The organism is Promicromonospora sp. NPDC050880 (assembly GCF_044456525.1).
GTDB lineage: Bacteria > Actinomycetota > Actinomycetes > Actinomycetales > Cellulomonadaceae > Promicromonospora.
Genome location: NZ_JBITFV010000002.1, coordinates 136,885 through 149,300, shown reverse-complemented (window position 1 = coordinate 149,300; position 12,416 = coordinate 136,885). Strand labels below are relative to the sequence as shown.

Genomic DNA, 12,416 nt, shown 5'->3' with positions numbered 1-12,416 from the left:
AAGGGGTTCTTATGCCGACACCATCCGTACAGCTCTACTCCGTCCGGGACGAGGTCGCGGAAGACCTGGACGGCGCCGTCGCACGCCTGGCCCGGATCGGGCTCCGGCGCGTCGAGCCGTACGCCTTCCACGAACGCACCGCGGAGTACGGGCGTGCGCTCGCCGCGACGGGCCTGACGGCGCCGTCCGGGCACGCGCCCGTCCTGACGTCGGACACGCCCGAGGCGATCTTCGACGCCGCGGCCGAGCTCGGGATGACAACGGTGATCGACCCGTTCCTGCCGGCCGAGCTGTGGCAGACAGCCGACCAGGTGGCGCGGCTCGCGGAGCGGGTCAACGGGCTGGCAGGTCTTGCGTCCGACAGAGGCCTGGAGCTCGGCTACCACAACCACGCCTGGGAGCTGAGCACCCGTCTGGACGGCCGCCACGCGCTGGAGGTCTTCGTCGGGCACCTCGCGCCCGAGGTGGTGCTGGAGGTGGACACCTACTGGGCGGCCGTCGGGGGAGCGGACGCGCCGGCCCTGCTGCGGGAGCTGGGCGACCGGGTGCGGCTCATCCACGTCAAGGACGGCACGCTCGACGGTGACGTGGACCGGCAGGAGCCCGCGGGCTCGGGCGACGTGGACGTCCCGGCCATCCTCGCCGCAGCCCCGGCGGCGACCCGCGTCATCGAGTTCGACGCCTACGCCGGCGACGTGTTCGACGGCATCGCACGGTCGCTGGCCTGGCTGACGGAGCACGACCGATGACCGCGCCGGCCGGTGTCGGCGTCATCGGGGCGGGCAACATCTCGACGCAGTACCTGGAGAACCTGACCCGGTACGCCGACGTCGAGGTGCGGTTCGTCGCGGACCTCGACCTCGCACGGGCGGCGGCCCAGGCCGAGGCGTACGGCGTGCCGGCGTCGGGCACGGTGGACGAGCTGCTGGCGCGCGACGACGTCGACGTGGTCGTGAACCTCACGGTCCCCGCGGTGCACGCCGACGTGGGGCACCGGATCCTCGCCGCCGGGAAGCACGTGTGGAGCGAGAAGCCGCTCGCCCTCGACGCTCCGGCGGCCGCCGCCCTGCTGGCCGACGCGCAGGCGCGCGGCCTGCGCGTCGCGTGCGCCCCGGACACGGTGCTGGGCGCGGGCCTCCAGACGGCGCTGCGGGCGATCGCACGCGGCGACATCGGGGAGCCGCTCACGGCGACGACGATGTTCCACGTGCCCGGCCCGGAGTCGTGGCACCCGAGCCCCGGTTTCCTGTTCGCGCGCGGTGCGGGCCCGCTGTTCGACATGGGCCCCTACTACGTGACCACGCTCGTGCACGCGCTCGGCTCCGCGACCCGGGTGCAGGCGGTGGCCTCCACCTCACGCACGACCCGGGTCATCGGCAGCGGGCCGCGGGCGGGCGAGGTGTTCGACGTCGAGGTGCCCACCCACCACGCCGCGCTGATCGAGTTCGGGCCGGGGCGGTCCGCACAGTCGACGTTCTCGTTCCAGCACGCCCTGCCCCGGTCGGGGTTCGTGGAGGTCAACGGCACCGAGGGCACCATCGTGCTGCCCGACCCGAACGGGTTCGACGGCGACTCGGCCCTGTGGCGGTACGGCTCCGACGAGCCGACAGTGCTGCCCGCGCAGGGCGCGGGGTACGGCCGCGGCGCCGGCGTCGTCGACCTGGTGCGCTCGGTCCGCGACGGCCGCACCGAGCGCGCCTCGGGAGCTCTGGCGGCGCACGTCCTCGACGTCCTGCTCGCCGTCCGGGACGCAGCCGAGACCGGGCGGGCGGTGGAGATCGCCTCCACCGTCGCGCCGGTCGCCCCGCTCCCGGAGGGCTGGGACCCGGCGGAGGCGACGGGGTAGCGCGCGGGGCTCACACGTCGGGCCCGCGGCTCGGCAGCAGCCGCTCCAGCAGCGTCAGCGACCGGCGCACGTCCACGGCGTCGGGGTCGAGCAGCCACTGCAGCTGGAGCCCGTCCGACGCCGCCGCGACCAGCGCGGCGGCGTCGGACGGGTCGACGTCGGCCGCGATCGTGCCCGCCGCCTGCCCGGCCCGGACCCGTTCGGCGAGGTCCGCACGCACCCGGCGGAACCGCTCCCGCACGAACTCGCGCGTCTGGGGGTGCTGCTGCGCCTGCAGGGCGTCGGTCGTGAGCGTCGCGTACAGCTCGACCAGGCCCGGGATCGAGCGGTTCCGCTCGGCGCTGCGCTCCATCATCGCCACCGCCGAGACCTCCTGCGGCGCCGACGGCAGGTGGGCCGTGGCATCGCGCACCGTGGCCTCGTGCTTCCGGTAGACCTCGACCAGCAGCTCGTCGCGGTTCGCGAAGTAGTAGCGCAGGGCCGCGTGCGAGACCCCGATCGCCTCGCCGATCGCACGCAGGGACGCGCCCACCCCGCGCTCGGCGAACACGGCGATGGCGCTCGCGAGGATCTGCGCGCGCCGCTCGGGGGCCTTGCGGTACGACCGCGCCCGGTCTGCCGTGTCGCCGTTCACCATGGGGGCCATCGTACGAACGGATCGTACGAACGAACGGGACGGCAGGCGCGGGCGGAATGCCGGGCGACCGCCCGGGGTTGCCGACCGTATGAGCACATTCGGCATCATCGGAGCAGGAAACATCGGCAGCCAGGTCGCCCGCGTGGTGATCGCGCAGGGTCACGAGGTGGTGATCGCCAACTCCCGCGGGCCGGAGACGCTCGCCGGTCTCGTCGAGGAGCTCGGGCCCCGGGCCCGCGCGGCCACGGCCCAGGAGGCGGCCGAGGCGGCGGACGTCGCCGTCGTCTCCGTCCCGCTCAAGGCCTACCGTGACATCCCGGTGGAGCCGCTGGCCGGCAAGATCGTGCTCGACACCAACAACTACTACTGGGAGCGCGACGGCCACGTCGAGGCGCTCGACCGCGGCGAGGCGACCACCGCGGGCCTGCTGCAGGAGCACCTGCCCACGTCGAAGGTCGTGAAGGCGTTCAACCAGATCGTCGCGGCGAGCATCACCACCGACGGCACGCCCGCCGGGACGGAGGACCGCCGGGCCCTGGCCACCGCGAGCGACTACCCGGAGGCCGTCGAGCTGGTCACCCGGATCTATGACGAGGCGGGCTTCGACACCGTCAGCGCCGGCCCGCTCAGCGAGTCGTGGCGCTTCGAGCGCGACCGCCCGGCGTACGTCTCCCGGCAGAACGCCGAGGAGCTGCGGGAGAACCTGACCAAGGCGCAGCGGGTCCTCTGACCGCGCCCGGGGCCTAGGCCCCGAACGCCTCCTGCGCGACCGGCTCCCACGCACGCCAGGTGCGCAGCCGGTCGGCGTAGATCTGCTCGACGTCGGCCAGCGGCTTGCCGAGGAAGACGTGCAGCGGCGGCTCGGGTGCGTCGGCGATGCGCAGCAGCGCGTCGCGGGTCGCACGCGGGTCCCCGAGCTCGAACTCCGGCGCCGTGGCGACGCGCACCTCGGCGTAGTCCGGGTGCTCGGCGCTGATGCGCAGGCCCGGCCCGAACCCGGTGGCGTACGGTCCGGGCTCGACGTTCGTGACGTGGACGCCGAACGGTGCCACCTCCTGGGCGAGCGCCTCGGTCAGTCCCTCCACCGCCCACTTGGAGGCGTGGTACGCGCCGAAGCCGGGAAAGGCCCGGACGCCCCCCTCGCTGGTGACCTGGAGGATCCGGCCGGAACCCTGCGCGCGCAGCACGGGCAGCACCGCCTGGGTGACCCAGACCGTGCCGAAGAAGTTGGTGTCGAGCTGGTCGCGCAGCTCCTGCTCCGTGATCTCCTCGACCATGCCGACCTGCCCGTACCCGGCGTTGTTCACGACCACGTCGAGGCGCCCGAGCCGCTCGACGGCGTGCTCCACGGCGCCCAGGACGGCGGCCCGGTCGGTGACGTCGAGCGCGATCGGCACGAAGGCGTCGCCGTACGCCTGGCTCAGGGGTTCGAGCGCGCGCACGTCGCGGGCGGTGGCGGCGACGTGGTCCCCGCGGTCGAGCGCGGCCTCGGCCCACTCGCGGCCGAGCCCTCGGGATGCTCCGGTGATGAACCATGTGGTGTGCATGTCTCCATCGTGCGGCGGCGCCAGACATTCCACCAGCGACTCTTTCGCACTCAAGACATGACCGAACGGCATGGCTCATGATGGGCCCATGGCTGAGCTCACCGTCACCGCGCTGCGCGTGGTCCACGCCGTGGTCGGCACCGGGTCCTTCACCGCGGCGGCCGATCTGCTCGGGTACACCCAGTCCGCCGTCTCCCGCCAGGTCGCGGCCGCCGAGTCCGCGGCAGGCGCGGCGCTGTTCGTGCGCGGTGCGCGCGGCGTGGCCCCGACCCCGGCGGGTGCGCTGGTGGCGCGCCGCGCCGCCGTGGTCCTCGCCGAGCTCGACGCCGTGGGCACGGACCTGGCGGGGCTGGCCGACCCGCTCGGCGGCCGCGTGGTGCTGGGTGCGTTCCCCACGGCGGCGTGGGTCCTCGCGCCGCGCGCCGTCGCGGCCGTGCGGCAGCGGCACTCCGGCGTGACCGTGCAGCTGCACGAGGCGTCGACCCCGGCGCAGCTGCGCGCCCTACGGTCGGGCCGCCTCGACGTCGCGGTCATCGGCATGGGCGCCGACCTGCCCGCCTACGACCTGGACGGGCTGCGCCGCGACCATCTCGTGGACGGCCGGTCCCTGGTGGCGGTGTCGCGGGACCACCGGTTCGCGGGGCGCGACCAGGTCCCGGTCGCGGAGCTGGCCGACGAGGAGTGGGTGGTCGGCACGGGGCTGCGCGGCGACCCGCAGTTCGGGGCCTGGCCCACCCTGCTCCGGCCCCGGGTCGCGCACACGGCGCGCGAGTGGCTCGCCCGGCTCGGGCTGGTCGCCGCCGGGCTGGGCATCACGACGCTGCCCGAGCTCGCCGCCCCCGGCCTGCCGGCCGACGTCGTCACCGTCCGCGTCGACGATCCCGCCTGGCTCGGCCGGGCGGCGGTGGCCGTCACCCGGGCCGACCGGTCCGCCGCGGTGGAGGCGGTCGTGGCCGTGCTCCGCGAGGTCGCCCGCGGGCTGCGCTGACCGCGGTCGGATAACCTCCGAGGATGCCCTCCCGCGCCGACGATCCCTGGTCCGCCGTCGCCGACGACTGGGGCCGGTACTGGGGCTCCTTCGCGCGGCCCGTGTGGGAGCCCCTGCTGCGAGCCGCCCGGATCGGCGCCGGGTCGCGTGTGCTCGACGTCGGCTGCGGCAGCGGCGAGCTCCTGGAGCACCTGCAGGACCAGGGCGCTCAGGCCCACGGCGTGGACCCGGCGCGCCGCATGGTCGAGCTCGCGCGGGCGCGCGCCGTGGGCGCGGACGTCCGGCGCGGCGACTTCGAGCACCTGCCGTTCGACGACGGCCGCCTCGACGCGGTGCTCGCCGTGAACGCCTTCCAGTTCGCGGCCGAGCCGGACGACGCCCTGGCCGAGGCGGCCCGCGTGCTGGTGCCCGGCGGCGTGCTCGGCCTGGCCGGGTGGGCCGAGCGTGCGCGGAACGACCTCGACGCGCTGAACGCCGCGCTCGCCGAGGCCGACGGCGAGGAGCCGCCCGAGGACGGCCCGCTGCGGGTCGAGGGCGGGCTCGCGGCCGTGCTCGGCGACGCGGGCTGGACGGTGCTCGACGAGGGAGTGACGTCGGTGCCGTGGGTGGTCCGCGACGGTACGGACCTGGTGCGCGGCATCCTGTTCGGGGAGTCGCCCGCGACCGTCGAGGAGCTCGCCCCGGTGATCCTGGGTGCGGCCACGCCGTTCCGGCGCCCGGACGGCAGCTACCGCCTGGTCAACGCGTTCCGCTGGGCCGTGGCACGACGGCCTTCCTGAGAACGGTTATCATCCTGGCGGCGCCGCGACGGCGCCGTCGGACGAGCGGGAGGAGCACCGTGCGCGGACGCGTACCCGTCGTGACGCTGACCGGGCACCTGGGCGCGGGCAAGACCACCCTGCTCAACCACCTGCTGCAGCAGCCGGGCGCGCGGGTCGGCGTGGTGGTCAACGACTTCGGGACCGTCAACGTCGACGCGGGCCTGGTCACCGGCCAGGTCGACGAGCCGGCGTCGATCGCGGGCGGCTGCCTGTGCTGCCTGCCCGACGCCGGCGGCCTCGACGACGCGCTGGAGAAGCTCACGCACCCCCGCCTGGGGCTCGACGTGGTGCTCGTGGAGGCGAGCGGCATCGCGGACCCGGTGACCCTGTCGCGCCTGATCCGGTTCAGCGGCGTCGAGCGGGTGCGGCCCGGGGGAGTGGTCGACGTCGTGGACGCCGTGGAGCACTTCGGCACCGTGGACCGCGGCGGTGCGCCGCCCGCGCGGTACGCGGTGACGTCGCTCGTCGTGGTCAACAAGACCGACCGGCTGCCCGCCGCGGAGCGGGAGCGCACGCTCGCGCGCATCGAGGCCCGCGTGCGGGAGCGCAACCCCGCGGCCCAGGTGGTCCGCACGTCGCACGGGCGCGTGGACCCGGCCCTGGTCTACGACGCCGCCTCCACGCAGGACCCGCCCGACCAGCTCCCGCTGGCGGCGCTGCTGCGCGACGCCCGGGCGCACGACCACGAGCACGCCGACGCCGTGACGGTCGCGGCGCCCGGTCCGGTCCGTCCGGGCCTGCTGGTCGACCTCCTGGAGGATCCCCCACCGGGCGCCTACCGGATCAAGGGCCGGGTCACGGTCGACACCGGGCGCAGCCTGCGCGGCTACGTCGTCAACGTGGTGGGCCGCTCGGTGCACGTGGCGAGTGCCGCCGGGCGAGGCGACGGCGGCCCGGGCGAGCTCGTCGCGATCGGCATGCACCTCGAGGCGGGCCAGGTGCGGGCGCGCCTGGAACGCGCCCTGACACCCGCCGAGCGGCCCGACGCCGCGGGCTTCGCCCGGCTCCAGCGCCACCGGCGGCTGAGCGACTGAGCACGTGCGGCTCGCCGGGGAGCCTAGGGTGGGTCCACGTGAACCGCATGCCTGCCCCGGCCAGCCCGAACCAGCCGATCCTGCGGGTACCGGGAGTGCGGCCCCTGGTGTGCCTGTCGCTCCTCGGCTTCGCGGGGTACGTGCTCCTGCTGCCGACGGCGCCCCTGTGGGCCGTGCACGGCGGCGCCGACGAGGGCGGTGCGGGGCTCGTGAACGCCGTGCTCATGCTGGCCACGGTGCTGTTCCAGACCACGGTGCCGTGGGCGCTGCGCCGCGTGGGCTGGCGCACGACGCTGGTGGCCGGCGTGCTGCTGCTCGGCCTGCCGTCGCTCGCGCTCGTGCTCACCGACCAGCTCGGCTGGATCCTGGCCGCCTCCGCCGTGCGCGGCGCGGGGTTCGCGATCGTGACGGTGTGCGGTGCGACAGCGATCGCCGAGCTCGTCGACGCCGCGCGCCGGGGCCGGGCGATCGGCGTCTACGGACTCGCGGTGGCCGCCCCGCAGGTGCTGCTCACGCCGAGCGCGGCCTGGATCGCCGGGAGCGTCGACTTCCGGGTCGTCTTCGTCGCCGGCGCCCTGCCCGCCCTGGCGGTGCCGTTCGCGGCCGTCCTCGGCCGGCGTCTCGACGCCACCCCCGGCCACGCGCCCGCACCCGGGGGCCGGGCGGCACCCCGGGCGCGGACCCTGCTGGCCCTCGCCCTGCCCTCGGTCGTGCTGCTCGCGGTGACGACGCCGGGCGGCGCGCTGCTGACGTTCGCCCCGCAGCTCGGCCACGGTGCCGTCGCGGCGATGGCCGGCCTGCTCGGGCTGACGACCGCCGCCGCGCTGTCGCGGTGGCTCGTCGGGGGCCTGACCGACCGGTACGGACCCGGCCGGTTCGTGCCGCCGCTGCTCGTGCTGTGCGCCGGCGGTCTCGCGCTGTGCGCGTGGGCGCTCACGGGCAGCGGTCCGGGCGCTGCCGGGCTGGTCGCGGGCATGACGCTCGTCGGCATCTCGTACGGCAGCCTCCAGAACCTGACCCTGGTCACGGCGTTCGCCGCGGTGCCCGACCGCGACCGCAGCCTGGCCAGCGCGGTGTGGAACATCGGCTTCGACGCGGGGACCGGGCTCGGATCCCTGGTCGTCGGCTTCGTCGCGGCCGGGGCCGGCTTCTCCGTCGGCCTGCTGACCACCGCCGCGCTGTGCGTGGTGGTCGCCGGGTGCGCGGTGGCGGGCCGGCGGAGAAGCTAGGCCGTCAGGCCAGGGCGGCTGCCAGTGTCGCGGCGACCTGGCCGGGTGACGGCATGGCCGCCACCTGGTCGGCGACGGCGCGGGCCGCCGCGGCGTGCGTGCCGTCCGACCGCAGCGCGGTGACCGCCTTGGCGACGGCCTGCGGCACGTCGGCGCCGGGCGGCACGGCGATCCCTGCCCCGGCCGCCTCGACCGCGGCCGCCTGGAGGAACTGGTCGGCACCCTGCGGCACCACGACGAGCGGCAGGCCGCGGGCCAGGGCGCCGAGCGTGGTGCCGGCGCCGCCGTGGGTGACCACGAGGTCGACGTCGTGCAGCAGGTCCGCGAGCGGGGTGAACGGGGCGAAGGTGATGCCGTCGTCGTCGAGGTCGTAGTCCTCGGCTCGCGCGGTGAGGCCGAGGGTGATCACCAGGTCGGCGCCGGTGGCACGCAGCTCGGCCAGGATCGGGGTCAGCACCGCGGGGTCGGAGAAGTGGGTCCCGAACGTGACCAGCACCCGTGCCCGGTCGCCGCCGCGCGGCCCGGCGGCCCGGGCGGGCCCGGCGGCGCCCGGGCCGCGGTGGGGTTCGGGCCGGAGCGGGAGACGAGTGGCGGCCGGCGCCCAGCCCGGTGCCTGGAGCAGGTCGGGGCACGGGTCGACGTACCAACGGGCCGGGACCGGGGTCAGCCCCCGTGCGGCGTAGCGGGCGGCGGCCACCTCGGCGATGCCGTCGGTGAACTCGGGCGGGACCGCCGGGCCGAAGGCGTGGGTGGCGAGCGGGACACCCAGCGCCGCCGCGACCAGGGGGCCCACGAAGTCCATCGCCTCGGCCACGACGAGGTCCGGCGCCCACTGCCGGGCCGCGGCCAGCGCCTCGTCCGCGGTCAGGTCGATCCGGGTGCCCGCGAAGAACTCCGCCACGGCCTCGGGTGTCGGGTTCGCGGCCGCGTCGACGCCGGTCCGGCGGCCCGACTCCGCGAAGAGGACGTCCGCGGCGGGTCCCGCCGGGAGCAGCTCGATGCCCTCGGGTGCCAGGACCGGGGCGAAGACCCCGGCCGTCAGGACCGCCACCTGGTCGCCGCGCTCCTGGAAGGCGCGGGCCAGCGGGAGCAGGGGCAGCAGGTGTCCGTGGGCCGGGGTGCTTGAGAAGAGTATCCGCATATTGATTAGCGTACTGCTTCATCCAATGGGCGGCGTTGTCCCTGCTCAGGCGTCGCCGTCCCCGATGTCGCACAGCGCGAACAGGACCTCCCGGCGCAACCAGTCCTGGCATGCCGGCCACCCCCAGCCGAGGCCGCGCAGCCGTAGCCAGGACTCCGGGCCGAGGTAGTAGGTCAGGACGTCGGTGGCCCGCGTCGTCGTCAGGCCCGGGCGCAGCGCTCCCACCGCGTCCAGCCGCTCGACGATCCGCCGGAACCGCTCGCGCAGCAGGCGCTCGGTGCCCTCGAACGTCTCCCCGATGACCGGGTCCACCGCGGCGTTGCCCACCAGCACGGCCATGAACCGGCCGTGCCGCCGCACCAGGTCCCCGGTACTGCGCACGGACAGGTCGACGATGGTGCGGCCGTCGGACGCCTCGTCGATGGCGGCGAGCGCGGCGCCGATGCTGCCGTCCTCGGCCGCGCGCTCGGTCAGCCCGCGGATCAGCGCCGTCTTGCTGCCGAACGAGGCGTAGACGGTGCCCTGCGCGACCCCGGCCTCCTGCGCGATGCGCCCGATGGTCACCCGGGAGTACCCCTGCTCCGCGAACAGCGCCTCCGCGGCGTCCAGGATCGCGGTCCGGGTGGAGGCGGCGGCGCGCTCGCGCACGGGGGAACGGTAGGTACGTGGCACGTCCCCACTGTAGAAGGGCGGCCGGCCGTGTCCGGCGGGGTCAGAAGTCGAAGCCCCCGATCCCGCCGCCGTACACCGGTGGCTCGTCGTCCCCCTCGGCGCCCCACGCCTCCCAGAGGGCCGACGACGCCGCGTAGGCCGCCACCGCGGCGAGGATCGCGTCGCCCACGGCAGCGCTCAGCGCCGTTCCCGGCGCATCCGCACCGAGCGCCCGGGCGAGCGCACCCCGCTGCCCACCCTCGACCCGCGCCGCCGCGCGCCCCAGCGTGGCCGGGGACGCGTCGGCGGGCGGTTCTCCGGTGCTGGCGGTGAGCCGTTCGCGTACCGCCTCCCGCTGCTCCGGCGTCAGCCGGGCGAAGGCGTCGGCGTGCACCCGCTCGACCGCGGGCGGCGGTGCGGAGGCGAGCATCTGCTCCGCCTCGTCGAGCCGGCTCATCGCGGGTCTCCCGGCTCGGTGTCGCGCACGATGCGGTACCCCTGGTCGGCCAGCGCACGGGCCATGTGCCGGGCGTACCACGCAGGCCAGTTCTCGTCGTACACGCCGCCGAGCTCCTCCTTCTCGTGCACGCCGTGCGCCGTCGCCGCCTGCTTCAGCAGGTCGAGCAGGATCTCCTGGTCGGTGGTCATGGCCGTCACCGCCCGGGGAGGCGGGTGACCACCTGCTGGAGCACCCACTCGTTGCCGTCGGGGTCGGCGAAGGACGCGAACGACGCGTAGCTGTCGTGCTCCGGGTGCGGTCCGGGCACACGGTGCGCGCCGCCGGCCCAGTGGAAGACGCCGTCCTCGTCGTGCCAGACCTCGCTGACGTCGGCGCCCCGCTCGGCGAGCTCGGCGCGAGCCGCGGCGACGTCGGTCACGACGAGGTGCAGGCCGCGGACCGAGCCGGGCGTGGCGTCCGTGAGGTGCTCGCCGAAGATGATCGACGCGGCCGACCCGGGCGGCGTGAGCTGCACGACCCGCAGGCCGCGCTCGGTGGCGAAGTCGGCGTCGAGCCGCCAGCCGAGCCCCGCGTAGAAGTCCTTGGCGCGGTCCACGTCGGACACGGGCAGGACGACGACCTCGAGCTTGAGTTCCATGATTCTCTCCGTTTCTCGGTGCTGTTTCTCGGTGCTGTTTCTCGGTGGTGGATGGAGGTCAGCGGGCCTGGAGCGGCCCGGCGAAGGACTTGCTGAGCGACGCCGGTCCCACCAGGGGGAGGAGCGCGGCGAGGAGCTTGCGCTGGAAGGTCTGCGGACGGCGCGTCAGCTCGACGTCGATGCGGCTGCCGCCGTCGTCCGGCGTGACCTGGAAGACCCAGCCGCCGCCGGGCCCGAACACCTTCGAGTCCAGCGTGGTGATGTCGACGCGTCCGCGCTCGGCGTCCCACTCGTACCGGGCGTGCTCCCAGGCGGCGGCGGTGCCCTCGGTCACCTCGGCCCAGGTGTCGCCCTGCGCGTGGACCGTGAGGTGGTCGGCGTCGATCGTGGGCCAGGCCTCGGCCCGGGCCGGGCCGAAGTCGGTCAGCACCCGCAGCGCGTCCTCCGGGCTGAGTGCGGAGGTGATGTGGAAGCGGACGGCGGTCATGACGTTCTCCTCGGTTCGTGTAACCGGTCTGATCGGTTACTTGGCGATGTCAGGAACTGTGGCACAGCTTCGGTAACTCGTCAAACGGGTTACAGGGGGTTGTGCATCACACCGGTCACCGGTCAGAATGGTTACGTGAACCACGCCTTCCCCTGCGGGACGCTCGCCCTCGACTTCCTGGGTACGTTGCGCGCCCGCCGCAATCCCGTCCCCACCGAGAAGCTCGGCACGCCGGCGCTCCTCGACGACTGGTTCGTCGAGTCCGGGATGCTCGACGCCGCCCCGCACGCCGACGAGGCGGACCTCGCGGCGGCCGTCGAACTGCGCGAGGCGCTGTACCTGCTCGTCGAGGAACGCCTCGGCGGGCGGGCGGCGCTCGCGGCGCGCGCCGAGCGGTTCGCCGTCGCCCTGGCCGCGGGTGTCGATGTGGCGGCTTCGGCCGAGCTGGCCGACGCGGCTGCGGCGGGTGCTTCCGCTGGCACGACTGCTCCCGCCGATCCCGCGGCGATCGAGGCGGCGCTCGCCGTCCTGAACCGGTACGCCGCCGAGCCGCCCTTCGTCGTCCAGCTCGAAGCGGGTGGGGCCGTGTCGGCCACCCGCCGTGCCGGCTCGGCCGCTCAGGGCCTCGCGGCGATCGCCCGTGAGGCCGTCGAGATCCTGGGCGGCCCGGACGCGGAGCTGCTGCGCGAGTGCGGCCGTCCGGAGTGCACCCAGGTCTACCTCGACCGTTCCCGCGGGCACCGCCGCGAGTGGTGCGCCATGCGGACGTGCGGCAACCGGGTCAAGGTCTCGGCCTACCGCTCCCGCCACCGCACGCCGACCCCGACGTCGACCCGCCCCTGACGCGGGCTCCCGGACGCGCCGCCGCCCGCCTCCCTGCCTCCCCGGTCCTCCGACGAAAAGTGCGCTTCTACCCAGTCATTACGCCCACAATCCAC

At 75.3% G+C, this 12,416-nt stretch carries 16 protein-coding genes; 8 read left to right on the top strand and 8 right to left on the bottom strand.

Going from position 1 to position 12,416, the window contains the following annotated elements; genetic code table 11:
• Positions 1-11: 11 nt before the first annotated feature.
• Together ACIBBF_RS04575 and ACIBBF_RS04570 are read left to right on the top strand one after the other, a co-directional pair.
• Complete coding sequence (locus ACIBBF_RS04575; RefSeq protein ID WP_397410957.1) at positions 12-749, top strand: sugar phosphate isomerase/epimerase family protein; 738 nt, start codon at positions 12-14, stop codon at positions 747-749.
• The gene (locus ACIBBF_RS04570; RefSeq protein ID WP_397410955.1) at positions 746-1,846 is read left to right on the top strand and encodes a Gfo/Idh/MocA family protein; all 1,101 of its coding nucleotides are present in this window, start codon (positions 746-748) and stop codon (positions 1,844-1,846) included. Before ACIBBF_RS04575 ends, ACIBBF_RS04570 begins: the two co-directional genes overlap by 4 nt.
• A gap of 10 nt (positions 1,847-1,856) precedes the next feature.
• Here the strand turns inward: ACIBBF_RS04570 and ACIBBF_RS04565 are convergent, their stop codons facing one another.
• Positions 1,857-2,483, bottom strand: coding sequence for a TetR/AcrR family transcriptional regulator (locus tag ACIBBF_RS04565; RefSeq protein ID WP_397410952.1), 627 nt, complete (start codon positions 2,481-2,483; stop codon positions 1,857-1,859).
• Between ACIBBF_RS04565 and ACIBBF_RS04560 the strand changes: the two genes are divergently transcribed.
• Positions 2,401-3,213, top strand: a complete 813-nt coding sequence (locus ACIBBF_RS04560; protein WP_397410950.1) for an NADPH-dependent F420 reductase — start codon at positions 2,401-2,403, stop codon at positions 3,211-3,213. The two genes, ACIBBF_RS04565 and ACIBBF_RS04560, sit on opposite strands and share 83 nt — an antisense overlap.
• A 13-nt stretch (positions 3,214-3,226) precedes the next feature.
• On the opposite strand, the gene ACIBBF_RS04555 is transcribed toward ACIBBF_RS04560, so the two are convergent.
• Positions 3,227-4,030, bottom strand: coding sequence for an SDR family NAD(P)-dependent oxidoreductase (locus ACIBBF_RS04555; RefSeq protein WP_397410948.1), 804 nt, complete (start codon positions 4,028-4,030; stop codon positions 3,227-3,229).
• A gap of 88 nt (positions 4,031-4,118) precedes the next feature.
• On the opposite strand from ACIBBF_RS04555, the gene ACIBBF_RS04550 reads away from it, so the two are divergent.
• From ACIBBF_RS04550 to ACIBBF_RS04535, 4 genes are read left to right on the top strand one after another with little or no spacing between them, the layout of a single operon-like run.
• On the top strand, positions 4,119-5,018 hold the full coding sequence (locus ACIBBF_RS04550) for a LysR family transcriptional regulator (RefSeq protein ID WP_397410946.1): 900 nt from the start codon (positions 4,119-4,121) through the stop codon (positions 5,016-5,018).
• A gap of 23 nt (positions 5,019-5,041) precedes the next feature.
• Positions 5,042-5,797: a class I SAM-dependent methyltransferase gene (locus tag ACIBBF_RS04545; protein WP_397410944.1), complete on the top strand. Its 756-nt coding sequence runs from the start codon at positions 5,042-5,044 to the stop codon at positions 5,795-5,797.
• Between the two features lie 59 nt (positions 5,798-5,856).
• Positions 5,857-6,873 (top strand): CobW family GTP-binding protein, encoded by a 1,017-nt coding sequence (locus tag ACIBBF_RS04540; RefSeq protein ID WP_397410942.1) that lies wholly within the window; start codon positions 5,857-5,859, stop codon positions 6,871-6,873.
• 47 nt (positions 6,874-6,920) lie between these two features.
• The gene (locus ACIBBF_RS04535; protein WP_397411752.1) at positions 6,921-8,102 is read left to right on the top strand and encodes an MFS transporter; all 1,182 of its coding nucleotides are present in this window, start codon (positions 6,921-6,923) and stop codon (positions 8,100-8,102) included.
• Positions 8,103-8,106: 4 nt separating this feature from the next.
• Here the strand turns inward: ACIBBF_RS04535 and ACIBBF_RS04530 are convergent, their stop codons facing one another.
• The 6 genes from ACIBBF_RS04530 to ACIBBF_RS04505 are packed head-to-tail and all read right to left on the bottom strand — an operon-like array spanning position 8,107 to position 11,478.
• Entirely contained in the window at positions 8,107-9,243 is a 1,137-nt protein-coding gene (locus ACIBBF_RS04530; RefSeq protein ID WP_397410940.1) for a glycosyltransferase, read from the bottom strand.
• A gap of 45 nt (positions 9,244-9,288) precedes the next feature.
• The gene (locus ACIBBF_RS04525) at positions 9,289-9,915 is read right to left on the bottom strand and encodes a TetR/AcrR family transcriptional regulator (RefSeq protein ID WP_397410938.1); all 627 of its coding nucleotides are present in this window, start codon (positions 9,913-9,915) and stop codon (positions 9,289-9,291) included.
• 40 nt (positions 9,916-9,955) lie between these two features.
• Positions 9,956-10,351 carry a hypothetical protein gene (locus ACIBBF_RS04520; protein ID WP_397410936.1) on the bottom strand — a complete coding sequence of 132 codons (396 nt, stop codon included), beginning with the start codon at positions 10,349-10,351 and terminating at the stop codon, positions 9,956-9,958.
• A complete protein-coding gene (locus ACIBBF_RS04515) occupies positions 10,348-10,542 on the bottom strand; it encodes a hypothetical protein (protein WP_397410935.1) in 195 nt (64 codons plus the stop codon). Before ACIBBF_RS04515 ends, ACIBBF_RS04520 begins: the two co-directional genes overlap by 4 nt.
• Before the next feature lie 5 nt (positions 10,543-10,547).
• Entirely contained in the window at positions 10,548-10,991 is a 444-nt protein-coding gene (locus ACIBBF_RS04510; protein ID WP_397410933.1) for a VOC family protein, read from the bottom strand.
• 58 nt (positions 10,992-11,049) lie between these two features.
• Positions 11,050-11,478 (bottom strand): SRPBCC family protein, encoded by a 429-nt coding sequence (locus tag ACIBBF_RS04505; protein ID WP_397410932.1) that lies wholly within the window; start codon positions 11,476-11,478, stop codon positions 11,050-11,052.
• Between the two features lie 135 nt (positions 11,479-11,613).
• Here ACIBBF_RS04505 and ACIBBF_RS04500 point away from each other — a divergent pair, with 135 nt between their 5' ends.
• A complete protein-coding gene (locus ACIBBF_RS04500) occupies positions 11,614-12,321 on the top strand; it encodes a CGNR zinc finger domain-containing protein (RefSeq protein ID WP_397410931.1) in 708 nt (235 codons plus the stop codon).
• Positions 12,322-12,416 lie beyond the last annotated feature (95 nt).

Coding starts and splice junctions, on each gene's coding strand:
- ACIBBF_RS04575 (WP_397410957.1), top strand. CDS start 12: ATGCCGACACCATCCGTACAGCTCTACTCCGTCCGGGACGAGGTCGCG.
- ACIBBF_RS04570 (WP_397410955.1), top strand. CDS start 746: ATGACCGCGCCGGCCGGTGTCGGCGTCATCGGGGCGGGCAACATCTCG.
- ACIBBF_RS04560 (WP_397410950.1), top strand. CDS start 2,401: ATGGCGCTCGCGAGGATCTGCGCGCGCCGCTCGGGGGCCTTGCGGTAC.
- ACIBBF_RS04565 (WP_397410952.1), bottom strand. CDS start 2,483: ATGGTGAACGGCGACACGGCAGACCGGGCGCGGTCGTACCGCAAGGCC.
- ACIBBF_RS04555 (WP_397410948.1), bottom strand. CDS start 4,030: ATGCACACCACATGGTTCATCACCGGAGCATCCCGAGGGCTCGGCCGC.
- ACIBBF_RS04550 (WP_397410946.1), top strand. CDS start 4,119: ATGGCTGAGCTCACCGTCACCGCGCTGCGCGTGGTCCACGCCGTGGTC.
- ACIBBF_RS04545 (WP_397410944.1), top strand. CDS start 5,042: ATGCCCTCCCGCGCCGACGATCCCTGGTCCGCCGTCGCCGACGACTGG.
- ACIBBF_RS04535 (WP_397411752.1), top strand. CDS start 6,921: ATGCCTGCCCCGGCCAGCCCGAACCAGCCGATCCTGCGGGTACCGGGA.
- ACIBBF_RS04530 (WP_397410940.1), bottom strand. CDS start 9,243: ATGCGGATACTCTTCTCAAGCACCCCGGCCCACGGACACCTGCTGCCC.
- ACIBBF_RS04520 (WP_397410936.1), bottom strand. CDS start 10,351: ATGAGCCGGCTCGACGAGGCGGAGCAGATGCTCGCCTCCGCACCGCCG.
- ACIBBF_RS04515 (WP_397410935.1), bottom strand. CDS start 10,542: ATGACCACCGACCAGGAGATCCTGCTCGACCTGCTGAAGCAGGCGGCG.
- ACIBBF_RS04510 (WP_397410933.1), bottom strand. CDS start 10,991: ATGGAACTCAAGCTCGAGGTCGTCGTCCTGCCCGTGTCCGACGTGGAC.
- ACIBBF_RS04505 (WP_397410932.1), bottom strand. CDS start 11,478: ATGACCGCCGTCCGCTTCCACATCACCTCCGCACTCAGCCCGGAGGAC.